At 63.6% G+C, this 22,048-nt stretch carries 26 protein-coding genes; 14 read left to right on the top strand and 12 right to left on the bottom strand.

The genetic code is table 11. The features are described 5' to 3' along the window. The first annotated feature begins 79 nt into the window (after positions 1-79). Complete coding sequence (locus NDB2M4_RS13705) at positions 80-724, top strand: DUF502 domain-containing protein (protein ID WP_072376050.1); 645 nt, start codon at positions 80-82, stop codon at positions 722-724. Between the two features lie 9 nt (positions 725-733). On the opposite strand, the gene NDB2M4_RS13710 is transcribed toward NDB2M4_RS13705, so the two are convergent. From NDB2M4_RS13710 to NDB2M4_RS13725, 4 genes are all read right to left on the bottom strand, one after another. Beyond that, the gene (locus NDB2M4_RS13710) at positions 734-1,711 is read right to left on the bottom strand and encodes an alpha/beta hydrolase (protein ID WP_210186549.1); all 978 of its coding nucleotides are present in this window, start codon (positions 1,709-1,711) and stop codon (positions 734-736) included. 110 nt (positions 1,712-1,821) lie between these two features. Then, on the bottom strand, positions 1,822-2,193 hold the full coding sequence (locus tag NDB2M4_RS13715) for a hypothetical protein (RefSeq protein ID WP_072376054.1): 372 nt from the start codon (positions 2,191-2,193) through the stop codon (positions 1,822-1,824). Between the two features lie 296 nt (positions 2,194-2,489). Next, a complete protein-coding gene (locus tag NDB2M4_RS20045) occupies positions 2,490-2,723 on the bottom strand; it encodes a hypothetical protein (protein ID WP_139247284.1) in 234 nt (77 codons plus the stop codon). Between the two features lie 122 nt (positions 2,724-2,845). Then, a complete protein-coding gene (locus tag NDB2M4_RS13725) occupies positions 2,846-3,697 on the bottom strand; it encodes an SH3 domain-containing protein (protein ID WP_072376058.1) in 852 nt (283 codons plus the stop codon). Positions 3,698-3,824: 127 nt separating this feature from the next. Here NDB2M4_RS13725 and NDB2M4_RS13730 point away from each other — a divergent pair, with 127 nt between their 5' ends. Continuing rightward, complete coding sequence (locus NDB2M4_RS13730; protein ID WP_072376060.1) at positions 3,825-4,685, top strand: COG3904 family protein; 861 nt, start codon at positions 3,825-3,827, stop codon at positions 4,683-4,685. Positions 4,686-4,703: 18 nt separating this feature from the next. Here NDB2M4_RS13730 and NDB2M4_RS13735 read toward each other — a convergent pair whose 3' ends face one another. Continuing rightward, complete coding sequence (locus tag NDB2M4_RS13735; protein WP_072376061.1) at positions 4,704-5,702, bottom strand: hypothetical protein; 999 nt, start codon at positions 5,700-5,702, stop codon at positions 4,704-4,706. A gap of 228 nt (positions 5,703-5,930) precedes the next feature. Between NDB2M4_RS13735 and NDB2M4_RS13740 the strand changes: the two genes are divergently transcribed. Continuing rightward, a complete protein-coding gene (locus tag NDB2M4_RS13740) occupies positions 5,931-6,443 on the top strand; it encodes a hypothetical protein (protein WP_139247285.1) in 513 nt (170 codons plus the stop codon). A gap of 35 nt (positions 6,444-6,478) precedes the next feature. On the opposite strand, the gene NDB2M4_RS13745 is transcribed toward NDB2M4_RS13740, so the two are convergent. Next, positions 6,479-7,606 (bottom strand): zinc-binding metallopeptidase family protein, encoded by a 1,128-nt coding sequence (locus NDB2M4_RS13745; protein ID WP_072376064.1) that lies wholly within the window; start codon positions 7,604-7,606, stop codon positions 6,479-6,481. 162 nt (positions 7,607-7,768) lie between these two features. Further along, positions 7,769-8,200: a hypothetical protein gene (locus NDB2M4_RS13750; protein WP_072376065.1), complete on the bottom strand. Its 432-nt coding sequence runs from the start codon at positions 8,198-8,200 to the stop codon at positions 7,769-7,771. Positions 8,201-8,211: 11 nt separating this feature from the next. Here NDB2M4_RS13750 and NDB2M4_RS20600 point away from each other — a divergent pair, with 11 nt between their 5' ends. The 3 genes from NDB2M4_RS20600 (at position 8,212) to NDB2M4_RS13765 (ending at position 9,309) form a co-directional block, all read left to right on the top strand. Further along, the gene (locus NDB2M4_RS20600) at positions 8,212-8,334 is read left to right on the top strand and encodes a hypothetical protein (RefSeq protein WP_280173536.1); all 123 of its coding nucleotides are present in this window, start codon (positions 8,212-8,214) and stop codon (positions 8,332-8,334) included. Between the two features lie 186 nt (positions 8,335-8,520). Continuing rightward, entirely contained in the window at positions 8,521-8,820 is a 300-nt protein-coding gene (locus NDB2M4_RS13760; protein ID WP_244536176.1) for a hypothetical protein, read from the top strand. A 33-nt stretch (positions 8,821-8,853) separates the two neighbouring features. Further along, a complete protein-coding gene (locus NDB2M4_RS13765) occupies positions 8,854-9,309 on the top strand; it encodes an FKBP-type peptidyl-prolyl cis-trans isomerase (RefSeq protein ID WP_072376067.1) in 456 nt (151 codons plus the stop codon). 173 nt (positions 9,310-9,482) lie between these two features. On the opposite strand, the gene NDB2M4_RS13770 is transcribed toward NDB2M4_RS13765, so the two are convergent. Together NDB2M4_RS13770 and NDB2M4_RS13775 are read right to left on the bottom strand one after the other, a co-directional pair. Further along, positions 9,483-9,776: a hypothetical protein gene (locus NDB2M4_RS13770; protein ID WP_072376068.1), complete on the bottom strand. Its 294-nt coding sequence runs from the start codon at positions 9,774-9,776 to the stop codon at positions 9,483-9,485. A 144-nt stretch (positions 9,777-9,920) separates the two neighbouring features. Then, positions 9,921-10,544 carry a hypothetical protein gene (locus tag NDB2M4_RS13775; protein WP_072376069.1) on the bottom strand — a complete coding sequence of 208 codons (624 nt, stop codon included), beginning with the start codon at positions 10,542-10,544 and terminating at the stop codon, positions 9,921-9,923. Positions 10,545-10,832: 288 nt separating this feature from the next. Between NDB2M4_RS13775 and NDB2M4_RS13780 the strand changes: the two genes are divergently transcribed. The 5 genes from NDB2M4_RS13780 (at position 10,833) to NDB2M4_RS13800 (ending at position 15,824) form a co-directional block, all read left to right on the top strand. Then, complete coding sequence (locus NDB2M4_RS13780) at positions 10,833-11,252, top strand: nuclear transport factor 2 family protein (RefSeq protein WP_072376070.1); 420 nt, start codon at positions 10,833-10,835, stop codon at positions 11,250-11,252. Between the two features lie 218 nt (positions 11,253-11,470). Further along, complete coding sequence (gene scpA, locus NDB2M4_RS13785) at positions 11,471-13,639, top strand: methylmalonyl-CoA mutase (RefSeq protein WP_072376071.1); 2,169 nt, start codon at positions 11,471-11,473, stop codon at positions 13,637-13,639. 159 nt (positions 13,640-13,798) lie between these two features. Next, positions 13,799-14,053, top strand: coding sequence for a hypothetical protein (locus NDB2M4_RS13790; RefSeq protein ID WP_072376359.1), 255 nt, complete (start codon positions 13,799-13,801; stop codon positions 14,051-14,053). A gap of 127 nt (positions 14,054-14,180) precedes the next feature. Beyond that, entirely contained in the window at positions 14,181-14,714 is a 534-nt protein-coding gene (locus NDB2M4_RS13795) for a hypothetical protein (RefSeq protein WP_072376072.1), read from the top strand. A 138-nt stretch (positions 14,715-14,852) separates the two neighbouring features. Continuing rightward, positions 14,853-15,824, top strand: coding sequence for a magnesium transporter CorA family protein (locus tag NDB2M4_RS13800; protein WP_072376073.1), 972 nt, complete (start codon positions 14,853-14,855; stop codon positions 15,822-15,824). A 3-nt stretch (positions 15,825-15,827) separates the two neighbouring features. Here NDB2M4_RS13800 and chrA read toward each other — a convergent pair whose 3' ends face one another. After that, positions 15,828-17,132 carry a chromate efflux transporter gene (chrA, locus tag NDB2M4_RS13805; RefSeq protein ID WP_072376074.1) on the bottom strand — a complete coding sequence of 435 codons (1,305 nt, stop codon included), beginning with the start codon at positions 17,130-17,132 and terminating at the stop codon, positions 15,828-15,830. 469 nt (positions 17,133-17,601) lie between these two features. On the opposite strand from chrA, the gene NDB2M4_RS20500 reads away from it, so the two are divergent. Then, entirely contained in the window at positions 17,602-18,324 is a 723-nt protein-coding gene (locus NDB2M4_RS20500) for a septal ring lytic transglycosylase RlpA family protein (protein WP_083556356.1), read from the top strand. Between the two features lie 76 nt (positions 18,325-18,400). On the opposite strand, the gene NDB2M4_RS13815 is transcribed toward NDB2M4_RS20500, so the two are convergent. Further along, positions 18,401-18,607, bottom strand: a complete 207-nt coding sequence (locus tag NDB2M4_RS13815; RefSeq protein ID WP_072376075.1) for a hypothetical protein — start codon at positions 18,605-18,607, stop codon at positions 18,401-18,403. Positions 18,608-18,822: 215 nt separating this feature from the next. Between NDB2M4_RS13815 and NDB2M4_RS13820 the strand changes: the two genes are divergently transcribed. Both NDB2M4_RS13820 and NDB2M4_RS13825 read left to right on the top strand, forming a co-directional pair. Beyond that, a complete protein-coding gene (locus NDB2M4_RS13820) occupies positions 18,823-19,602 on the top strand; it encodes a helix-turn-helix domain-containing protein (protein WP_072376076.1) in 780 nt (259 codons plus the stop codon). Between the two features lie 41 nt (positions 19,603-19,643). Then, positions 19,644-20,576 carry an alpha/beta hydrolase gene (locus tag NDB2M4_RS13825; protein WP_244536177.1) on the top strand — a complete coding sequence of 311 codons (933 nt, stop codon included), beginning with the start codon at positions 19,644-19,646 and terminating at the stop codon, positions 20,574-20,576. On the opposite strand, the gene NDB2M4_RS13830 is transcribed toward NDB2M4_RS13825, so the two are convergent. Further along, on the bottom strand, positions 20,573-21,949 hold the full coding sequence (locus NDB2M4_RS13830; protein WP_210186550.1) for an MFS transporter: 1,377 nt from the start codon (positions 21,947-21,949) through the stop codon (positions 20,573-20,575). The genes NDB2M4_RS13825 and NDB2M4_RS13830 overlap by 4 nt on opposite strands. Positions 21,950-22,048 lie beyond the last annotated feature (99 nt).

Raw genomic sequence — 22,048 nt, forward strand, 5'->3', positions numbered from 1 at the left:
GCGGCGGAGACCTTGACGCGGCGCTGATCGTTGCGGACGGTTGCGGGAGGGATTCAGGGCTGCGGAGGGAGCGGGCGCGATGGGCAGGGTTGGGCGGATATTTCTGACGGGGCTGATTGCTGCGTTGCCGCTGATGCTGACGATCTTCGTCACGGCGTGGCTGCTGTCGCTGCTCAATCAGTATCTCGGACCGGGCAGCGGGTTCGGCCGATTGCTGGGATCGATCGGCATCGGCACGGGCACCTCGGAACTTGCGTCATATCTGATCGGGCTCGGCATCATCGCGGCGGCGATCTATGCGCTCGGCCTGCTCGTGCATTCGCAGATCGGCACGTGGGTGGCGGAGCTGTTCGACCGGCTAATCCGGCGCGTGCCGCTGATCTCCAACGTCTATGACCTCGCGAGCCGCTTCGTCTCGATCGTCGACACGAAGAACGGCGACAGCCTGAAGGGCATGAGCCCGGCGTGGTGCTTCTTCGGAGGCAAGCCGACTGCGGCCGTGCTGGCACTGCTGCCGTCGAAGACGCCCGTGACGCTCGGCGGCGAGCAATATCTGGCGGTGCTCATTCCGTCGGCGCCGGTGCCGTTCGGCGGCGCGCTGGTGCATGTGCCGGCCGCGTGGATCGAGCCCGCGGAGGGCGGCATCGACGAGCTGATGAGCGTCTATGTGTCGATGGGCATCACGCCGCCGGGAGCGGCGACGGCGAAGGTCACTTCAGCGTAAGCGATTAGATCAGCCTTCGAGGCCGCGCGCGGTCAGCCAGTCGAGCACGATGCGGGCGATGTCGTTGCTGTTGTCGTCAGCCATGAGCGCGTGCGAGTTGCCGGTGATGCCGCGCTGCGGCAGGTCGATGTGCGTGACATCGCAGCCGGCGGCGAGAAGCGCGTCGCGCCAATGCTCCGATGCCGGGCGCGAGCGGCGCCAGAAGTCGTTGTCCTGCCAATTGTCGCCCCAGATGAAGAGGTGCGGGACACCGCACAGGCGCGCGGCGTCGGACGTTGCGGGATCGGGCGCACCGGACGGATCGAGCACGACCACAGCGCGCACGCGCTCGGGGGCGTTGAGCGCTGCGGCGAGCGCGAAGGCGCCGCCTTGGCTGTGCGCGAGCACGATGACGCCGGGATCGAGACGACGAATGAGCGCGTCGTAAGCGGCGAGCGTGCGCGCATCGTTGCAGGCCCAGCGCGGCACACCTTGCGCGAGAAATGCCTCGAAGGCATCGACCGGAAACCGCAAGCCGGGATACGTGCGGCGCTGCGTGGGATCAGGATGCCACGAGCCGCGCGGGCCGAAGCGGAAGGTGTCCTCCCACGCGTCCTTGGCGGTGCGGAAGTACGGTGCCTCGGGATAGATCTGCGGATAGGGCGCCCAGGATGCGCGGCCGCGCTCGACGGCGTCGCAGACGTAGGTGTTAAAGCCGGCGCGCAGGAAGAACGTCTGCCAGCCGGGGCGGCCGTCCGGTGTCGATTCCCAGCAGGCGCCGGTCATGCCGCCGCCGTGCCACAAGAGCAACGGCGCGCGGGCGCGGGGCGATGCCAGCTTGTGGAACTGGACGTACATCTGGCCGGCGACGATCTCGCCGTTCTGGTCGACGTGATAGACCGGGCCGCCGGGGGTGCTGACGCGATCGCGGGGCGGCATGCCCTCGAGTTTGGTGAGGCCTCCGCCGACGTGAAAGCTGCCGATTTCGGCAATCTCTATCCCAGCCACGTCACACCCCGCCACGCGCGCTTCACGCACGCCCGTGGGCGTGCGTGAAGCAAGCTAGCAGCAAGTGCTTTGCGGCTTGCTTAAGGGGCGCAGGCGCGCACGCCGGCGCGTCAGTGGTGGCCGGCGGGGATCGGCTTGCCGAATGTCAGGATGACGATGAGCAGGATCATGGTCGGCGCAAGGACGAGCGCGACGCCGACGGCGAACTTCAGGCCGATGAAGATGCCGCCGAGAATCCAGACCAGAAGGAACGCGCCCAGCGCTGCGCCGAACGGGCTCTCTTTCACGAAGTCGACCAGTGCGGGCACGATGACCGGCATGAAGGGCAGCAGGGCCAGTACCAGCGCACCGACGATGCCGTAGCCGATGCCGAGCGTGAGCGTGCCGACCACGGCGGCCATGAGCGCGTTCGCCACGGCAAGGATGTAGCGGCCGCGCAGGCTGCCATCGGCGAACACAACGCTAGGGTCGGCAACAGTCATCGTCTCGTCTCCAATGCTCGTCGAATGGGATGATGTGGCTAGGCCGCCGAAACGCGGCCTGGCTGGGTCAAGGATTTCGCGAGCGCGGCACTGCGTGCAGCCCTCGGGACGGCGGCAATGGGCAATGACTTGGAGCAGCCGTCAACGAACTAAGACGTCGCATTCGACTTGCGTTTTTTGATTTAGGTCAACGCGGATGGGTGCATGGTTAGCGATCGCGCAAGGCAATCCGTCGCGGGCGCAGGCTGCCGCGACGTGATCGCGCCTACAGAGCGAGGCTGTTGCGTCGAAGGGGGTTAACGCGTTTCGGAAGCGGCGGCGCAGCGGGCGCAGTTGCAGGTCGATGAATGAGCGTGCCCGCCCGCGTGACAGGTGCCGGCTGAATCCCCCAGCGTGGCGGCGGTAGAGGCGGACTGGGATGCAGCAGACGTCGCTGCGGCGGTTTCGGAGGCAAAGGCGACGGCGGGCAGGCTCAGGCACCCGCCCGAAGCAAGGATGGCGCCGATGAGCGCGGACGTGGACGGCTTCATGGTCGATCTCCCGTCTAGGACAATTCGGATGATATAACATCCTGATTGTGGCGCGATTTCAGCGGCGCCCATCTCTATGGACGCCGGAAAAATCGCAGCCGAGCGTTGGCCGGCGTTGCGGGTCAGTCGTCGTAGTGACAGCCTTCGGCGGAGTTCCAGACCTGGCCCTTCGGACACCCTTTGCCCACGGCCTTCCTCTGTTCGCCTGATAGCGGAGCATTGGCGGACGGGGCCTTATAGCCCGGGACGCATTTGCCGCCTTCGGGCCGGAAGCCTGGGCCGCAGTAGGAGACGGCGGAAGTCTTCTTGATGCACTTGCCTTCGATCATGACGCGGCCGCTGGAGCAGCTCTTCGGTTTGCTGGCGGTCTTTGAGGTCTTGTTGCTTTCAGTGCTCTTGGCCTTCTTTTCGGACGGGCACGTCTTATAGACGTCGGGGCGCTCGGTACCGACGGCGCAGAGAATGCCGCCCCACTGGTAGCCTCTGCTGTCGTCCGCATAGGCAATCTTGAACCAGGGATAGCCGTCCTCCATCACGTCCGTGCGCGCCATCAGCGTGACGGACTGGCCCTCCTCCAGGCTGTCGAGCTTCTTGTAGCTTTGTCCGGGACCGGCGCGAACAACGCCGCCCCACGAACCGGCGACGATGGGAAAGTCATCGGTGGGCGGCAGCGCAGCGGCCGGCGGTGGCGCGGGTGTCTCCGCCTGCTGGGAGCCTTCCAGCTTTTTCAGGTATGCGCGCGCCATGTCGGCGTGAAAGCCGGTTGGAAAGTTGGCGAGGTAGGCGTCCCATGCTTCGCGCGTGCCAAGCTCCTTGGCTTCGGAGAACGCTTCTTTTTCGGCGCCACCGGCGTCTTCGGCAGAGGCAAGGCCCGGGTGAGGAAGCCGGAGCGCATCGGGTCCCAATTGCGGATGGGCGAACGCAACGACGAAGGTGCACATCCCAAGGATGCGCGCGAGCGGCAAGCAATACATGAAAATGGATCCCCACAAAAAAGGCCGTGCGCACCTACGCTCACCCGGATTAAGTCTCCGCGCAAGGACGATTTCTGAGAACGCGCGTGTCGATTAAGATGCTGCAGCGGTCCAATGCCGGTGACTTATGTTGAAATTCATTTCGAAGCAGTGGCGCGGGGATGCCCCGTTCTGGCTCAGCGTGCTCGTCATTTCTCTGCTGTTGCCCTGGATCGTCATGCTCGGCGGATTGAGCTGGCTGGGCGACTTCACGATCGGGCAGACACCGTCAAACAGCATGCTCATCGCTGCACTGCTGTTTGCGCTGATCGCGGCGGTGACGGCATGGCAGCTGGTTGGCACCTGGCGTGCAACATCGAAGACGAAAGCGCCAAGCCGCTCCTGGTTCACGCGTTGGATGGGCCGGGCGGTCGCGCTGTCGAGCCTTGCACTAGCTCTGTTCGCTTTTGCAGGACTGCCCGGCAATATGGCCGGCTATTACGCCGAGGCGACCGATGCCGATTGGATCGGACAGCAGGAGCACTCGGTCACTGTCGATGGCGATACGGTCGTCATCACCGGGTTCATGTCATGGGGCCTGCACGACGAATTCGTGGCGGCTTTGCGCGACAATCCCAACATCACGAATGTCGTGCTGGATAGCCCCGGCGGGCACTATGCCGTGGGATTGCGTCTTGGAGATATGATCCGAGCCCGCAATCTGGATACCAGCACGACGTCGATGTGCGGCAGCGCATGCATCTATGCGTTCATGGGCGGCAATCAACGCATACTGGGAGAGGGCGCGAAGCTCGGGTTTCATGCCATGGCTGGCAATACGCAGGTCGCGCTCGACCGTTTACAGGCGCACGCCGCGAACTTGCTGCAGGGCGCCGGCGTGCCGGAAGAATTCACCACGCGCATCTTCGCCACGCCAGCCGATGACGTCTGGTACCCCACTGTGCGGGAGCTGCGCCAAGCGAACGTGATCACGGACGTCGAAGGCTGAGGGGCCGAGGCGCGGCGGCTATCGGGGAGCCGCGGCGAGATTGGCGAGCGACGGCGACACGGTCGTGATGTCGTATTTGCGATCGAGCGTTGCCTGATCGGACGACTTGCGGCGCAGCGAATAGAGAAACTCGTCGACGAACGGACGGGAGACGCCGATCGGGCCGGAGGCTGCTGCATTCGCCTGTGCCTGCATCGTGTCGAGACCAGCCGACAGATGCTCCATGCAGGTGATGCGCGAGAAGATCATGTCCTTGATGTCGGTGCGCGGGCGGCAGGCTTGGCCGTAGCCGTTGGAGACTTTTGCTCCAGCCTTGGCGGGGAAGTAGAGCTGTTCCTTGCGGCCGCCGCGCTTCTTCACGCGCTGATGCTGGCTGCCCCAGAAGCAGATCATGTCCCGGCCGTCGACCTGGCGCTGGCCGAGATACACGACCTGATGGCCGCTTTCGGAAGCGCCGACATTGTCGTTCCAGAACATTTTCAGGAAGTCGCCAGGGCGTGCGTAGGCGAGCTTGTCGTCGCGGAAGCTCATGCCGACGCCGGTGTGCTTGAAGAGAGCGGCAGCGCCCGCGCCATTTGAATTGAAAATCCCGAACAGGCCCTGGCCGTCGACCAGTTGCGTGCCATCGGCGGCGCGCTGCCTGGCGTCCAGCGTGCGCAGCTGATCTGGCGTCAGATTGATCCGGCCATCGTTCTGCAGCGTCGCGACAAGGTGAGCGAACAGCGCGTAAGTGGCGCTGGTGCAGTGTGAAGGATGACCGTCGTAGACGCGCAGCTCCCAGCGACCGTTGCCGACGTTGTGCGCTTGCAGCGTCGGGGCCACGAAATCGGAGCCAATACTGTAGCCGCCGCCCGTAGGCAGTCCGGCAATGATGTCGAGGACCATCGCGTTGTAGTCGACGCCAGCGCAACGACGCGCGCTGTAGGGTCCGGCGTTGGCAATGCCGGCGCATGACACAAGCGCGACGGCTGCAGCCAGTGCGCGTACGACGCGCACGACCGGAAAGCTGGTCCCCATACTGATCTTCCCCCGAGAAATGATCTGTTAACCCCGCTATTGCACCCCTGCTCGCGGCAGATTAGCGGCGCTTTCCCGTGGCGAGTCGTCTCGCATTTGCTCAAATGGAGTTTGGCGCGATCAGTGTGGCCCTAATGCTTCATGAGTAGCGGCGAAAGGCCCGTAAATTGGGGCATGACACGACCGCGAGCGATGGCCGCAATGCTCCGACGATTGATGAAACGCTGGGTGAAAAACGAAAAATCGCCGCGCGAATTGTTCGTGCACGAGGACGATTGGGGCCAGATTGAGGTGCTTCCGGCCTCTTGCCGCGCTTGGTGCGAGGCAGAATTTGCGCGCATCGCACGCTTTGCGACAGCGCATGCAGCGGGCGGCGATGGCGGCTGGACCGATATTTACGTGCGCGCAGAGGCGCCGATGACGCTGGCTTCGCTGCGCCTGTCGTTTGCTGACACCATTACGGCATTGGCGGCGCGGCTGGAGGCGTTCGATATCGTCACGAGCGGCACGTTCTCCGCGCCAGGGCCGGTGGCGCGCGTTGCGGCATTCGGGCCGGAAGGGAGTGTCGGTATCGTCATCATTCCAGATGCGAGCGGTGCCATCGTCGATGCGATGACGCTGGTGTGCAACGGAAGCGAGAGCGCGTGTCGCGAGGTCAGGCGCGCGGTGACGATGATCTCATCTGCGCAGCCGCTGCTGATCGTAGAATGGAACAGGCTCACGCTGTCACTCGACGCGTGAGCCCGTTCGAACGGCGCGTATCGCTCGTCACATCGTCAGGCTGCACCGATAAGCCGCTTGGCGCGCAGCCATCCGCTCTTCTGCTTCGCGGGCTGCGGCTTGCTCGGCTCTTGGGGCTTTGCCAGCGTTCCATGGATGAGATCGTGGACGTACTGGAGCTTGGCAATGGCCGGCTCGGAAATGATGAAAGGATAAAGGTCGGGCTGACCCATGCTTCGATTGAGGCTGTTGACCGCAAAGGTGATCGGCAGCCACGCCTCCATCAGCGCGGTGACATTCGCTGCGCGATAGGGATTGTGATCGACAGTGGCGCTCGGCGCTTCCTCGATGCGCGGATTTACCGACAGATGGAACGCGTACGCCATCTCCAGCGTGTCGACGATGTGCAGATAGTGCGCCCAGGTTTCGGCGAAGTCCTCCCAGGGGTGCATCGTCGCGTATGCGGAGACGAAATTGAGCTGCCAGTTCGGCGCCGGGCCGTTGTCGTAATAGTGCTGGAGCGCGGCGGAGTAATCGGAGCTCTCGTCGCCGAAGACGGCGCGGAAGCTCTCCAACTCGCCACCATCGCGCACAAGCCGATCCCAATAATAGTGCCCGACCTCGTGCCGAAAGTGACCGAGCAATGTGCGGTAGGGTTCGTGCAGGAACGTGCGCGTCTGTTCGCGCGCTACGTCATCGGCCTCGCGCAGCGAGATGGTGACGATACCATCATCATGGCCCGTCATGATCCGCTGCTCGGGAGCGTCGGCGAGGAAGTCGAACACCAACGGTGACTGTTCACCGCTCGCCTGCGAGGGCATCGGAAGCTTCAGCTTGATGAGCGAATAAACGAGGCGGCGCTTTGCCTGTTCGATCCGCTGCCACAAAGCGTGGTGCGAGGGATCTGAGATATCAGGAATGGTGCGGTTGTGCTGGCAGGCGCGGCAGTGCGTGGCGCCGCTGTCGGTGCGCACGAGCCAGTTACAGGCATGCACCTCCCAGTTGGCGCAGAAGCGGTAACGCTTGCCGGGATCGGCTAGTGCGATCCACTTGTCTGCGTCCGGCTTTACCGCGCTTATGACTTCGAGCTCGGGAATGTAGCCGGTGTTATGCTGACAGCGCTCGCAGCGCGTGTTTTCAAAGTAGAGCGGGTTACCGCAATTCTGACAGGCGAACAGCTTCATGGGGCTCCCGCTGCAATCAATTCCTGGCGCGTCTAAAGTCGCCCCGAGCCTACCCTTGCTCAGTGCGCGGCATATAAATCTCCTGGAGCGAATTTGGTTCTCAGGCGAAAAAATAAAATCGGAGATTGCCCATATTTTCAGCGAAAGCCCCGCTCATCAGGGCTATTCGACCGGAAACTGGGGCGTGTCGGACAGGTGATCGATGATCCTGTAGTTCCATAACGGGACCGCCATCCCTGCAGCGGTGCCGGCGAGGTAGACCTCCATGTAGTCGGCATGCTCGAGGGCATCGGTGTCGAGCCAGACGGTGCCTCCGATGGGAACCCTTTCACCTTTGCGGTGACAGGCCACGGCAAAGCTGACGATCTCGTCTGGAGCCAGTTCGCCGGTCGCATTCTTGAAGATGCGCAGCACCTGGCCCTCGACCAGGCAAGTGCCGGGTTCCTTGTTCGGCGCGTCGACCTTGGTGATGGCGATCTGCACATGATAGGGCGCGCCTTCCCGCGCCTTGCGATAGACCTCGGGAGGCATCATGGCGTTGGCGGTTCCAGCGAGAAGAAGAAGCAGCAGAGCTGAACGCAGAATGGCACGCATTGGACCTCGCAATGAGGGCTATGTCTGAAGGCGTCACGCTCGTCTCCGACGTTGAGGTGATTGTCCCACGACGGGTGTTCAAGGTCACCAGCGCTGCACGGGCAGTGCCCAATCCATTTCTTTCGAACATTTGAGATCGGAAAAGTCAGGCGCGCCGGGCGCCCTTTGATGCAGCACAAGCGAGGGATCGGCTCGGCTGGCTAATGTCTCTGAACAGAGCGGATTGTCCGAGATGCGCGCATTCGGTGCCTGATCTTGGTGCGACGCTTTGTCTTGCCTCGCGTGCAGCGTGCGCATACGGTGAATACAAAGGAAACGCCATGGGGGATGCCATGATGTCAGAAACATGCACCCGTGAAATCTCCAAAGCCGACGTGGAGCGATTTCTGTTCGGCAAGCACATTACCGCCTGCCCTGCTTGCGGCAGGTTCCGGTCCCAGTGCGATCTCGACGTGCAGTCGATCACCTGCCAGCGGGCGCCGGCCACGGCGACGAGCCTGCCGACCGATGCGGCTCCAGTGGACGTGTTGATGGTGGTCTGCCAGAACTGCGGGGCCATTCAGTTCCACGACCGCACGGTCGTCGCTAAGTGGCTGGACTGCCAGCGCCGCGCGAAGTAACTGCGGGCGTTAGGAACTCATCGGAGGAAACGTATGGCCGCTTTATCGCGTCGGGGCGCCGCTGTGGCCCTCGCGCTCATTGCCCTGCTCGGCGTCTCGATGACCGCCGCGTCCACTCCCACGCTTGCACAAGGAGCCCCTACCGTGACGGATTCCGGACTGATCCTCGCCGATAGCAAGGTCGGCACCGGCGCCGAAGCAAAGGCCGGCAAGCTGTGCGTCATGCACTACACCGGCTGGCTGTATAACAATGGCACGAAGGGCACGAAGTTCGACTCCTCGGTCGACCGGGGCGAGCCTTTCTCGTTCCGCCTTGGTCAGGGCCAGGTGATCAAGGGCTGGGACGAGGGTGTTGCCGGCATGAAGGTGGGCGGTAAGCGCACGCTGATCATCCCTGCCGCTCTCGGCTATGGCGCGCGCGGTGCAGGCGGTGTGATCCCGCCGAACGCGACGCTGATGTTCGACGTCGAGCTGCTCGACGTGAAGTGAGCGCTCACGGTTTTTGAATCAGACTGACGCCGTCCGGCAGATCGCGGGGCGGCGTTTTTTTGTTGCGTCAAGGCAGACCGTGCGTCCGGCGTTGGACAGCACAAACGCGAGATGCACGGCCTCAAGAGCCGTGCAGCAAGGATTTCGTCGAATCAGGGAACGGAGACGCCCGGCTACTTCAGCGGGGCCTGCTCGCAGTTGTCCTCGCAGCCGATCGGATAGCCCCACGCGGGGTAGTACGGCGGCTGGATGTAGTAGGGCCGCGGCTGACGCATCTCGGCGGCCGGGCGCCAGTCTCCCGAGTTGTAGTAGGGATAATAGCGCGGCGTTTCGTAAACGTAGGGATAGCGATCCGGCGCGTCAGGATCCCTGTCGCGATGGAACCAGCCCGCGCTTGCAGGCGCGGTGGCATAAAGGCCCGCCGTGAGAGCTAGACCGAGAATGGCTGACGCTGTGTTCAATCGCATGGAGCACCCCTGAATCACTTAAGGTTAGGCGATTCACGTCAAGCCGCACAATGACCGGGGGGCCGCACCCCCGCAGGAAAATAACGCCATGAAAGACCTCAATTTTGCGGGTGGCCCGGCCGGACGCTCCCCGTTTGCGGGTAGCTAGAGGATGATCAGGGCCGCCAAGATCGCCGCGGCGGCGAATATGACGACTGGCTCGGTGAGGTTGGCGAGGGCGCCGGCGTAGAGCGCCGAGTGGCTCAGTCCGGCCCGCTCGATGGTCAGCAGCGCACGGTCGCGTTCGTCGATTTCGGTCATGATGGCCTGGACCTCGGCGACCGTGCATGCCCCGGCAAAGTGCACGCGGAGCGGAACGAAGACGTAGCGTGTGCCGCGGAGTGCAGCGTCGAGGTCAAAGCCTTGATCACAGGGGACGCCGCGGAAACGGCTGCGGGTCGCGGGGCTCGGAATGTACCGGTGATGGACGGTGACGAAGGCGCGGTATAGTTCGACGAAGCCGGGCTTATCCTTGCGAGCGATGTCGGCTGCAACGCGTTCGCAACCGCCGTTCCACAACGGCGATTCCGGGTCGGGCTCGCACGTCATGCGCACGGCGTAACCTGATGGAATGTCGAAGCGGCCTTGGCGATCGCTGGCCTCGATGGCCGCCCAAATCACACCACCGGCTATTATGGCGCCCAGCAGGAAGCGCCAATTGCGCCTTGCGTTGCCCGCGAGTCCAGCGAGCGCTTCCCGGCTCCGTCTCAGGTTTTCTTTTGCAGTCATTGCGTTCCCTCGAGGCGTCCCCATTACCTCATGACGGGTGGGGCCTCCACGCAAGAGCAGCCGAGTCCTGCAACATACGCACGACTTATGTACTATATTACCTGTTTTGCAGTGGCCGTCGTTCAACAAAAGTGCAATAGAGATCGCGGTGTGCACTGACAATCCGCCAATTCCTGCGGTCGATATTAGCTCACCGCCTGTCGGCGTCGTCCGGCGCTTGCATGTAAGCACTTTTTTAGGGTGACGCGACGTACCCGCCATTCCTGCCTCCGTCGCGACGGGCTGCTCATGGACACTGCTGAGCTACTCCAAAGCTTCTATCGGCATTACCGCGAGCGGCGTCTCGCGGATGCTGTGGCTCACCTTGGTGACGACTTTCTCTTCAAGGCGTACCTGCCGAACGACCCAGTCGATCCGGAACGTCCGCGCAGCCGTGCGGAATTCACCCTCATCTGTCACAAGTTTCTGGACGAATACGACATTCTCGTTTTCGAGCCGGGCCGGTTCAGTTTCGACGGCGATGTCGCGTCGGTTGAGGTGCGCGCCACCTTTTGCCACAAGCGCTCGGGCAAGATCCTCGACACGACCTTCCACCACCTGTGGCGCCTGGCGGACGGCAACGTGATCGAGCTTCGGCAGGAGCACGATTCCGACCTGCTGCATGATTTTCTCAAAGATCTGGAAGATCTGGACCGGGCGGCTTCGTAAGGCCGTTCTCCGGAGCTGGGGCGGCCCCTTGCCTACAGACTCTTGGCTGGCTCGGGTGCTGCCATGCAGCAAGACCATTGGCCAGACGCCCGAAATTGAGCAAACTGAGCCCCGCGGCGACGCTGCGCCCCGGCGCAGGCTGGTGCGTTTCTGCTATCTTCGTGCTAGCCAGCGGCGACGCGACTTAAGACCCAGCCAGAAAGGTTCAAGGCGAAGGAATGACAGGGCTTCCCGACTTCACGAAAATTGCCCTCGACAGCGGCTCAGCGGGTTCCGGGACGGCACCTGCCAGCGACGAGATCGCGTGGGAAACGCCCGAAGGGATCGGCATCAAGCCCGTCTACACCGCCGCCGACACGGCCGATCTGGACTTCCTCGGCACCTTCCCTGGCATTCCGCCGTATCTGCGCGGGCCGTACCCGGCCATGTACGCCCTGCAGCCGTGGACGGTGCGCCAGTACGCCGGCTTCTCGACGGCCGAGGATTCCAACGCGTTCTACCGGCGCAACATCCGCGCTGGCCAGAAAGGCCTTTCGGTCGCCTTCGACCTTGCGACCCACCGCGGCTATGACTCCGACCACCCGCGCGTGCGCGGCGACGTCGGCATGGCGGGCGTCGCGATCGATTCCATCTACGACATGCGCACGCTGTTCTCCGGCATCCCGCTGGAGCAGATGTCGGTGTCGATGACCATGAACGGCGCGGTGCTTCCGGTACTGGCGCTCTTCATCGTCGCGGGCGAGGAACAGGGCGTGCCGCCGGAGAAACTGTCCGGCACGATCCAGAACGACATCCTCAAAGAGTTCATGGTGCGGAACACCTATATCTATCCGCCCGAACCTTCGATGCGCATCATCTCGGACATCTTCGGCTACACGTCGAAGAATATGCCGAAGTTCAACTCGATCTCGATCTCCGGCTATCACATGCAGGAGGCCGGCGCGACCGCCGACCTGGAGCTCGGGTATACGCTCGCCGACGGTATCGAATATGCGCGCGCCGGCGTCGCGGCCGGTCTCGACATCGACGCCTTCGCGCCGCGCCTGTCGTTCTTCTGGGCGATCGGCATGAACTTCTACATGGAGATCGCCAAGATGCGCGCCGCGCGTCTTCTCTGGGCGAAGCTCATCAAGGAAGAGTTCAACGCCAACGACCGCTCGCTCAGCCTGCGCACGCACAGCCAAACCTCGGGCTGGTCGCTGACGGCGCAGGACGTATTCAACAACGTCACGCGCACGTGCGTCGAGGCCATGGCGGCGACGCAGGGGCATACGCAGTCACTGCACACCAACGCGCTGGACGAAGCTATCGCGCTGCCGACGGACTTCTCGGCACGCATTGCCCGCAACACGCAGCTGCTGTTGCAGCAAGAGACCGGCACGTGCCGCGTCATCGATCCGTGGGGCGGCAGCTATTACATCGAACGGCTCACCTATGAGCTGGCGCAGAAGGCGATGGCTCACATCGAAGAAGTCGAGCGGCTCGGCGGCATGGCCAAGGCAATCGCCGCCGGCATTCCGAAAATGCGCATCGAGGAGGCCGCCGCACGCACGCAGGCGCGCATCGACAGCGGCAAGCAGACCATCGTCGGCGTGAACAAGTATCGCGTCAGCGACGAAGCGCAGATCGACATCTTGAAGGTCGACAACAAGAGTGTGCGCGAGCAGCAGATCGCCAAGCTGCAGCGTCTGCGCGCGGAGCGTAACGAGAAGGAAGTGCAGGCGGCCCTGCAGGCGCTTACCGAAGGCGCCGCCGGCAACGCCAATCTGCTCGACCTCGCCGTGAAGGCGGCGCGCGCCAAAGCCAGTGTCGGTGAGATTTCCGACGCGATGGAAAAAGTGTTCGGCCGTCACCGCGCCGAGATCCGCGCCATTTCCGGCGTCTACCGGTCGGAGGCCGGAAGCATGAACGCAAACGTCGCCAAGGTTCTGCAGCTCGTCGAGACGTTCGACAAGAACGAGGGCCGGCGTCCGCGTATCCTGATTGCGAAGATGGGCCAGGACGGCCACGACCGCGGCCAGAAAGTGATCGCCTCGGCATTTGCCGACCTCGGCTTCGACGTTGACATCGGGCCGCTGTTCGCGACCCCGGACGAGGCCGCGCGCCAAGCGGTAGAGAACGACGTGCACATCATCGGTGTGTCGTCGCTGGCTGCCGGGCATCTGACGCTGGTGCCGGACCTCAAGGCCGCCCTCGGCAAAGAAGGGCGCGATGACATCATGGTGGTCGTTGGCGGCGTCATCCCGCCATCAGACTACCCCGCGCTGTTCGAAGCGGGTGCTGAGGCCGTGTTCGGTCCGGGCACCAATATCCCGGAAGCGGCGACGGACCTTATCAACAAGCTCAACGTGAAGCTCGGGCACGCCGGGCAGGCCGCGGCGGAGTAAGCTCCGCCGGCCCCGCCGGATCGATCGCCGCTGCACCGACGTTCGGCTTTGCGCAACAGTCCTTTAGGACGGTGCGGCGCAACCTCTGCTTGCCCCGAGCGTTCTGGAGACAGAAACTCGCCACGGCTTTGACGGATGGCGCAACCTGCTGGAGGAATGATGAGCGAACCACTCGAAATCGGCCTCATGGTATTCCTTGCCGAGGGCCAGGAAGGCATTGGCGCCGTGCGCGAGACTTCGCCCGACCACATCATGGTCTACGTCGAGAACAACGGCGAGTTTCGCGTCCCCAGGTCCGCCATCCGCAGCATCCATGATGGCAAGGTGCTTCTCGATCCCAAGCAGGTGGACAAAGCGCTGCTGACGGCCGTCGGGCACGCGCACGACAACGAGGATCCACGGCTCGTCGGATGATCGGCGCCCCAGCGCTGTTGTGCCAACAGGAACAGCGCCCGGGGAAGCCACCTGCGATATTGCCTCCGATAACGGCTGGCCGCCACGCCTATAGCGATGGTGGGCGGTGCGATGCTCGGGGCCATGCATGCCAACGACGTTGTTTTCCATTGTCGGACTGGTCTTTTCGGCGCTGTCGCTTTTCAGCTTGAGCTTTCTTGCAAGCGTCGCCGCCGACATCGACAGCCGGCGCGAAGCTTACGGAGATCTGGCACGGGAGATAACGCACGCGTTGGCGAGCGACTGGAAACTTGCGAGCGTCGCGCCTTACTGCTCGCAGGAGGCTCTGGAGGAGCTGTCACCGCAGGTCGCGGGCGATGGCTCGGTAGCGCGGTCGCTGGGGCCGCTCGTGCGCATCGAGACCGTCCGGGTCGAGCCGCTGTGGAAGCTTCCTGTCGGCAATCCATCGATCGGGAAGCTGGCGGATCGGCTAGCCGCGCTGATTAACAGATCGGTCAGCGTGCGGTTCGTGGCGAGATTTGCTTCCGGTGACGCCAATGTGACAGCCGGACTTAAGGCCGAGGGCGGCCGGATGAAATTGTGGCGCCTGCGCATCGAGTATCCGAATGCCGCCCCTCCCCGCCAGGACCGTCCGGTGCGGCGGGCCATAAGCTACGCGTGAGGGTGAACGGACCGGCGGTGCGTCGGCGACAAGCCCGCGCCAAACGGATATGCCTCATTGCCGCTTACTGTTGCGCCTGTCGCGCAAGCAGCGTAGGAAGCCGCGGAAGGAAGCCCCGTTGCGCCGGAGAATGCGCGCATGATGACCACCTACGAGTCGAACGGGCGGGTGTTGACCACCCATCAGCCGGGCGTGCCGCTGACTGGCAATAGCGTCTGGATCGACCTGCTACAGCCGACACCCGAAGAAGACAGGTTCGTCGAAGAGGCTCTGTCGATCGATGTTCCGACGCGCGCTGAGATGCGCGAGATCGAGCCGTCGAACCGGTTCTATCAGGAGCGCGGCGCCTACTTCATGACGGCTTCGATCGTCTATGACATCGAAGCGCAGGTTCCGAAGACGACGCCCGTCACATTCATTCTGGCGGGCGACCGGCTGGTGACGGTGCGCTATGCCGAACCCAAGGCCTTCCCGCTTTATCTGCAGCGCGTCGAAAAGGGCGATGCCCCGTGCACGACCGGCGCGACCATCATGGTGGGGCTGATCGATTCCATCGTGCACCGCATGGCCGACCTCATCGAGCGGATCCAGGATGAGGTGGAGCGACTGGCGCAATCGGTGTTCGACCTGCGCGGCGGAAAGCATACGCGCGACCGGCGCCTCGACGTGATGCTGAGGCGGATCGGCAAGTGCGGTGACATCACCGCGCGTGCCGAGGACAGCGCCACCTCCGTCAGCCGCCTGCTGCACTATCTGATGCAGGCAACGAAGGACCGCGGCGATGATCCCCGCACGCGGCAGCGCATCAAAGGTGCGCAGCGCGACATCGCTTCGCTGATGGAGCACACGAAATACCTGTCGCAGCGCATCGGCTTCATTCTCGACGCCACGCTCGGCATGATCAACATCGAGCAGAACCAGATCATCAAGCTGTTTTCGGTGATGGCGGTGGTGTTGCTGCCGCCGACGCTGGTGGCTTCGGTCTATGGCATGAACTTCCGGCATATGCCGGAGCTCGAATGGACGCTCGGGTATCCATGGGCGCTGTTTCTGATGGCCGTCGCGGCGATCGGGCCGATCATCTATTTCCGGCGCAAGGGCTGGCTGTAGGGCTCAGGCGAGCGAGAGCCAGATCAGCGCTGCGCCGGCGCAGACCGCGAGCGTCTCGACGATGCTGCGGCGCAGCCCGAAAATGAGCACGACGGCGAGCGCCGACAGGGTCAACGCGACTGGATCGAGGCTCGAAGGCTGCGGCACGAAGAGGCGCAATGGCCCGACGTGCACCTCGTCGATACGCGTGAACAGCACGTGGAGCGCAAACCACAGGGACAGGTTGGCGATGACGCCGACCACTGCGGCCGTCACCATGCGGAGAGACGAAGCAAGGCGCGGCGAATGCGTCAGGCGCTCGACGTAAGGCGCGCCGACGAAGATGCACATGAAGCTCGGGGGGAACGTCGCCCATAGCGTCACCAGTGCGCCAGCGATGCCGAGCGCTATGCCACCTGCGCGCAACGCTGCGATGTAGCCGACAAACTCGGTGACGAGGATGAGCGGGCCGTTGGTGGTCTCGGCAAGACCGAGACCGTCCAGCATTTCACCCGGGGTGAGCCAGCCGTATCCGCTGACGACCGCCTGAGCCATGTAGGCGAGAATGGCGTAAGCGCCGCCGAAGGTGACAACGGCGAGCTTGGAGAAAAACCACGCAAGCTGCGAGAGGACATGATCGGAGCCAAAGACGACTGCGACGAGCAGCAATGGCACGATCCATATGGCGAGCCATAGCAGCAACGTCCTTGCCGTCTGTGCCGGCATTACGGATGGCAGCGGCGCGGCGGTCTCCGGAGGCGCGCCACTGGAGAGGAAATAGCCTGCCGCGGCAGCGCCCGCGATGACGAGCGGGAACGGCAGGTTGAAAAAGAAGATGGCGATGAACGCCGCGGCGGCGACCAGCCAGTCGGTGCTCCCCTTAAGTGCGCGGTGTCCGACGCGGATGAGCGCCTGAAGGACGATGGCAAGCACCGCGGCTTTCACGCCGACGAACAGCGCGGCCATTGTCGGTGTGTGCCCCAAGGCGCCGTAAAGGATGGACAGCGCCAGCACGAGCGCGGCACCCGGCGCGATGAACAGCAAGCCTGCAGCGAGGCCGCCGCGCACACCATGCAAGCGCCAGCCAGCGTAAGTTGCGAGCTGCATTGCCTCGGGGCCCGGCAACAGCATGCAGAAGCTCAACGCGGAGAGAAAGCGCCGCTCATCGAGCCAGCGATGCTCGTCGACGAGTTCACGGTGCATCAGCGCGATCTGCGCCGCAGGACCGCCGAAGGACAATAAGCCGATTTTGCCGAAAACAGCGACGAGGTTGCGAAACGATGGCGGACCGGACGGTGGTAGATCGTCATGATCCGGACGCGCGTACATGCGTTGCCTCCAAGGCAATGGAGACGGCGCTCCGATTATGTCACGAGTGGCAACGCGTCATACCGCGCGGACAAAATACGCGTGGTGCGTGAACGCGGCAACGTCAGCCGATGCAAACGCGCCTCCACCTGCGGCGCGCGGTCGCGCCTGGATGACACCGCGGAGCAGCTAACTCCTTTCAGCATCAGCATTCCTTAAAATGTTGCGAAACTGTCTCTCAAATTGAAGCATTGACCGCCACAATTAGCGATGGTCCGTAGCGCGCACCAGAACGGGGGGCACACCCCAAGACATCGCGAGGGCGGCTGAACGGGTTCTGGTGTTCGGCTCCGGACGGTCACACAGAAGCAGTTCCACCCACCAAAAGCAGCGCCACTGAAAAGAGCGCCTCCAGCGGGTCCTGATGCGACGCGCTGGTCCCAGGAACGCCTTTGTCCCGAGCCCGCCGCCCGCCAAGAGGAGTAGAAGAATGCGGACGATTGTTATTTCCGCGCTAAGCATCGCCACGCTCGGTTTCGTGGCAGCCGCGCCGGCCAACGCCGAAAACGCGCCGTGGGAGTGCATGAGCCCGGCGTTTGCCTGCGGCGGTGCGCCGACCGCGAAGACGTATCGCTCTTACGAATACACCGGCGAGCGCAAGCATCATCGCCACGCCAGCACGAAGCGCAAGTCGCCGCGCGTCGCCAAGCTGGACGAGGGCACGTCGAAGCCTGCAAAGAAGCGCAGCGAAGCCAAGGTCGTGCTGCCGGAGAAGAAGCAGCAGGCCGCTGTCGAGGCTCCGAAGCCCGAGAAAAAGCAGCAGCAGGCTTCCATCGCCAAGGACAGCGCCAAGCCGCGCGCTTCCGAGAAGAAGGCCGAGATCGCCGTCCGCAAGGTCGAGACCGAGACGACGGGGCGCGTGACGTCCACGCAGAGCGGCATGGCTTCCTACTACTGGCAGGGCCAGATGACCGCGTCGGGTGCGCGCTTCAACCCGGGCGCCATGACCGCCGCCCATCGCACGCTGCCGTTCGGCACGAAGGTGCGCGTCACCAACAAGCGCAACGGCAAGTCCGTGGTCGTGACGATCAATGACCGTGGTCCGTTCATTCGCGGCCGCATCATCGACCTGTCGAGCGCGGCTGCCGGCGTGATCGGCATGAAGTCGGCCGGCGTCGCTCCGGTCACTGTCGAGCGCATCGCAAAGAACTAAGCGCTTCTACGAAGACAAATGAAGGGGCGGCTGGTGAACTCACCGGCCGCCCTTTTTGTTGCGAAGGCCGCACCCGTCAGCCGATGACGAGGCTCTGCAGGGTGGTGGCAAAATTCGGGATCAGGCTTGCGAGGTCGAACTCGGGGATGCTGATCAGCAGCATGGCTGCGACGACGACCGCTGCACCTCCCAAGGCGACACAGACCGCCGCGCACGGGCTGGCGAGATGCTTCAGGTCGCTCTCGATGGAATGGCTCTCGATAGCAGAGACCGGGGCCTTCATGACGTTGAGCTCCTATGGCAACGACGCGCCCACCGCGCGCCGATACGAAACCACTTCAACACTGCCCTCACCCCATCGGAAAGACGAGGTGCCCAACCCCCAACATCAGGGAAACGCAGCTAGCGCGTGGTTCCGTTTGCCCAGGACAGAGAATTGCCGGTAAATTCCGGCAAATTCAGTTCGCAACAGCGACCAATCCGAGGCAGAGCCCGTCCATGAAGGTCAACGTGCCCCGATCTGTGCGCGATTCCGCTCTCGCCCAGATCAAGACCGCCATGATCGAAAAAAAGCTTACGCAGGCACAACTTGCGGACGCGGCGGACTGCCACGAGAAGACCATCCAGAACCTGCTGAGCGGCCGGTCGGTGCGCGACCAGACGCTGTTCGACGTGTGCATGGTGCTGGGGCTCGACTTCGACAAGCTGAGGGACAGCTGGAACGGGCCAGGCGCCGTCAGCGCCTCGGGTCCACCTGAACTGCAGGGCGAGAACGGCAGCGAGGTGGCGCCGCTCTACATGGGCGCCTATACGCGCGCCGCGGTCGATCACTACATCGGCAGCTACGTGACGTTGCGCTCGTCGTTTTCGCGGCCGGACTGCATCGTTGCCTATCGCACCGACATCACCTGGGACCCCGAGTGGCCGAGCCTGCTGTTTCAGGAGCGCGACCGGCCGGACGCGCCCTATTCGCATCGCGGACGGCTCTACGTGCCGTCGTCGTCGATGTTCATCCACCTCGTCTCGCTCACCAAAGGGGCGATGCGGATGATCGTCGTCTCGCAGGTGGATCGCTTCGGTGAGATGCGCGGGATCATCACCACCATTCACAAGCATGGCGCCATGCTGGTGCCGGTGGCGACACCAATCGTGTACGCCAAGCGGGAGAGCTTCGACGGCAACCTCGGCGACATCACGCCGGCGCACGCCAGCTATGACGCTTACAAGAAGCTGATCGACGAGACGATGGCGCAGGGTTATGCGCGACTCGTGGGCTGACGATGCGAAGGCTATGGGCCTGCTGTGTAATGGCGATGAGTATGACGGGGCTGCTCGCGGCCGCGGCGATGACTGAAGAACGCGTCGTCGAAGTGCCGGGACCGGCCGGGCCGTTGCAGGGCACGTTGCTTCTGGCGCAGGCGAAAGCGCCGGTCGTGGTGATCGTGCCGGGCTCGGGGCCCACCGACCGCGACGGCAACAATCCGCTGGGTGTCGCTGCTTCTACGTATCGGCTGCTGGCGCAGGCGCTGGCGGCGCGCGGCATCAACTCGTTGCGCATCGATAAGCGCGGGATGTTCGGCAGCCGGCACGCGATCGCCGATCCCAACAAGGTGACGATCGGCGAATATGCCGACGACGTGCGCGCGTGGGCGCGGAAGGCGCGCGCGGAGAGCGGCACGGATTGCGCGTGGGTGCTGGGGCATAGCGAGGGTGGCCTCGTCGCGCTTACGGCAGGCGATGATAAGAGCATCTGCGGGCTTATTCTCGTTGCGACGCCGGGCCGACGGTTCGGCGATGTGCTGCGCGAGCAGCTACGCAGCAATGCCGCCAATGCGCCGCTGCTGGAGCCAGCGCTCGATGCGATATCTACGCTCGAGGCTGGCGGCAGCGTCGATGTGGGGAAGCTCGATCCTGCGCTGCTGCCTCTATTCGCACCGGCAGTGCAGGGCTATCTGCGTGACGTGATGGCGTATGATCCGGCCAAGCTGCTCGGTGGCATCGATAAGCCCGTGCTGATCGTGCAGGGCGCGCGGGACATACAGGTGACATCGGCGGACGCCGATCGGCTGAAGGGTGCCAGTGCGCACGCGCAGCTCGTGCTGCTGGCGGACGTCAATCACGTGTTGAAGGTCGTCGCCACGGATGACCGGGCGGCGAACCTTGCAACGTATGCAAACGCAGCTCTCCCCATCGCGCCCGGAGTTGTCGACGCGGTGGGCGCGTTCATTCTGCAGGCGCCGGCTAAGCGCTAAGGCGTGCTGCGGCCGGCGTCGGGCTTGGTCAATCCTTCGGAACCTGGCGGCAGCTCCGGTTCAGCCTGGGGGGCTGGATCTGACTCAGGCTCACTGCTGACCGTAGCCGGTTCGATCGAAAGCACGGTCTGTGCAGCGATGGCGGATTCGCTAAACGTGACGCGATGCTCGGCCTCGGGCGCCATTCGCTGGGAGATGCGCCAAAGAACATAGCCGATCAGCACGATGTGCACGGACGCGGTGAAAAAGAACAGCGAAGGCGCGCCGGCAACTTCGCGGCCGACCGAGGCAAGCAGCGGGCCGATGGCCGCTCCAGCGCTGTAGACGAGCAGCAAGCCGCACGACACCTCGACGGCTTCGGATGCATCGGCGAAGTCGTTGGCGTGGGCGACGGCGAGGGTATAGAGCGGAAAGGCACCGGCGCCGAATACCGCCCCGCCGATCACCATAAAAAGCTTGTCGGGTGTATCGACGATCATCAGCAGAACGGCGGCGAGAGCGGCAATCGCTGCTGCGGCGACCATGACGATGCGTCGATCCATGCGGTCGGACAAGCTGCCGAGAGGCCATTGCGCCAGCGCGCCGCCCAGCACGACAGCGCTCATGAACGCAGCGATTTCACTGATGGTGAAACCTTCGTTCTGCGCGAAGATTGGCCCCAGCGCCCAGAATGCACCGTTCGCCAAGCCGACCGCGAAACAGCCCGCAACGCCGACGGGTGAAATACGAAACAGCTTGGCGATGCGCGGGTGCACGGATTCAGGCTGCTCAGGCGACGCGGAACCGGTGAAGGCGATCGGCAGTGCCGCGAGCGATACGAGAATTGCAGCGAAGGCGAACAGCGTGAAAGATTGCGGGTCGGCGAGCACCAGCATCATCTGTCCGACAGTGATGACGGTGAGATTGATGGCGGTGTAGACCGAGAACACCGTGCCGCGTGTCCGGTTATTGGAACGCGCGTTGAGCCAGCTCTCGATGACGATGTAGAGAACCGCGAAGCAATAGCCGCTGGTAGCGCGGAGCACCCACCAGGCGACAGGTTCCACGTAGAGCGCGTGCAGCAGCGCCACGACTGCCGCGAGCGATGTCATTGCCAGATAGGCGCGGATGTGACCGGAGCGACGCACGAGCCGCGTGCCGTGCATGCAGCCAATCATGAAACCGAGGAAGTAAGCCGTGCCGAGCAGACCCAGATCGACGCTGGAGAAGCCCGCCATGTTGCCGCTAACGGGGAGAAGCGTGCCCTGAAGGCCAATGCCCATCAGCAACAGGGAAACACTGAACAGCAGCGCTGCAATCGGCGCCAACATCGTTATCAGCAGATCATCCGATTGCTGGGGATCTACTGCCGTTTCCGCAGGCCGATGCTGCACGAGCCCTCCTTTGTCTTCGCCTCATTCGAGACATAACACATTCACTGCGCAATGGTTGCGCTGCGGCGTGGCCCGCGCTGTGGCAGGCCGATGCGCTCA

Source organism: Hyphomicrobium sp. NDB2Meth4 (genome assembly GCF_900117445.1).
Classification (GTDB): Bacteria; Pseudomonadota; Alphaproteobacteria; order Rhizobiales; family Hyphomicrobiaceae; genus Hyphomicrobium_A.

Coding starts and splice junctions, on each gene's coding strand:
- NDB2M4_RS13705 (WP_072376050.1), top strand. CDS start 80: ATGGGCAGGGTTGGGCGGATATTTCTGACGGGGCTGATTGCTGCGTTG.
- NDB2M4_RS13715 (WP_072376054.1), bottom strand. CDS start 2,193: ATGACTGTTGCCGACCCTAGCGTTGTGTTCGCCGATGGCAGCCTGCGC.
- NDB2M4_RS20045 (WP_139247284.1), bottom strand. CDS start 2,723: ATGAAGCCGTCCACGTCCGCGCTCATCGGCGCCATCCTTGCTTCGGGC.
- NDB2M4_RS13725 (WP_072376058.1), bottom strand. CDS start 3,697: ATGTATTGCTTGCCGCTCGCGCGCATCCTTGGGATGTGCACCTTCGTC.
- NDB2M4_RS13730 (WP_072376060.1), top strand. CDS start 3,825: ATGTTGAAATTCATTTCGAAGCAGTGGCGCGGGGATGCCCCGTTCTGG.
- NDB2M4_RS13735 (WP_072376061.1), bottom strand. CDS start 5,702: ATGGGGACCAGCTTTCCGGTCGTGCGCGTCGTACGCGCACTGGCTGCA.
- NDB2M4_RS13745 (WP_072376064.1), bottom strand. CDS start 7,606: ATGAAGCTGTTCGCCTGTCAGAATTGCGGTAACCCGCTCTACTTTGAA.
- NDB2M4_RS13750 (WP_072376065.1), bottom strand. CDS start 8,200: ATGCGTGCCATTCTGCGTTCAGCTCTGCTGCTTCTTCTTCTCGCTGGA.
- NDB2M4_RS20600 (WP_280173536.1), top strand. CDS start 8,212: ATGAGGGCTATGTCTGAAGGCGTCACGCTCGTCTCCGACGTTGAGGTG.
- NDB2M4_RS13760 (WP_244536176.1), top strand. CDS start 8,521: ATGGGGGATGCCATGATGTCAGAAACATGCACCCGTGAAATCTCCAAA.
- NDB2M4_RS13765 (WP_072376067.1), top strand. CDS start 8,854: ATGGCCGCTTTATCGCGTCGGGGCGCCGCTGTGGCCCTCGCGCTCATT.
- NDB2M4_RS13770 (WP_072376068.1), bottom strand. CDS start 9,776: ATGCGATTGAACACAGCGTCAGCCATTCTCGGTCTAGCTCTCACGGCG.
- NDB2M4_RS13775 (WP_072376069.1), bottom strand. CDS start 10,544: ATGACTGCAAAAGAAAACCTGAGACGGAGCCGGGAAGCGCTCGCTGGA.
- NDB2M4_RS13780 (WP_072376070.1), top strand. CDS start 10,833: ATGGACACTGCTGAGCTACTCCAAAGCTTCTATCGGCATTACCGCGAG.
- scpA (WP_072376071.1), top strand. CDS start 11,471: ATGACAGGGCTTCCCGACTTCACGAAAATTGCCCTCGACAGCGGCTCA.
- NDB2M4_RS13790 (WP_072376359.1), top strand. CDS start 13,799: ATGAGCGAACCACTCGAAATCGGCCTCATGGTATTCCTTGCCGAGGGC.
- NDB2M4_RS13795 (WP_072376072.1), top strand. CDS start 14,181: ATGCCAACGACGTTGTTTTCCATTGTCGGACTGGTCTTTTCGGCGCTG.
- NDB2M4_RS13800 (WP_072376073.1), top strand. CDS start 14,853: ATGATGACCACCTACGAGTCGAACGGGCGGGTGTTGACCACCCATCAG.
- chrA (WP_072376074.1), bottom strand. CDS start 17,132: ATGTACGCGCGTCCGGATCATGACGATCTACCACCGTCCGGTCCGCCA.
- NDB2M4_RS20500 (WP_083556356.1), top strand. CDS start 17,602: ATGCGGACGATTGTTATTTCCGCGCTAAGCATCGCCACGCTCGGTTTC.
- NDB2M4_RS13815 (WP_072376075.1), bottom strand. CDS start 18,607: ATGAAGGCCCCGGTCTCTGCTATCGAGAGCCATTCCATCGAGAGCGAC.
- NDB2M4_RS13820 (WP_072376076.1), top strand. CDS start 18,823: ATGAAGGTCAACGTGCCCCGATCTGTGCGCGATTCCGCTCTCGCCCAG.
- NDB2M4_RS13825 (WP_244536177.1), top strand. CDS start 19,644: ATGACGGGGCTGCTCGCGGCCGCGGCGATGACTGAAGAACGCGTCGTC.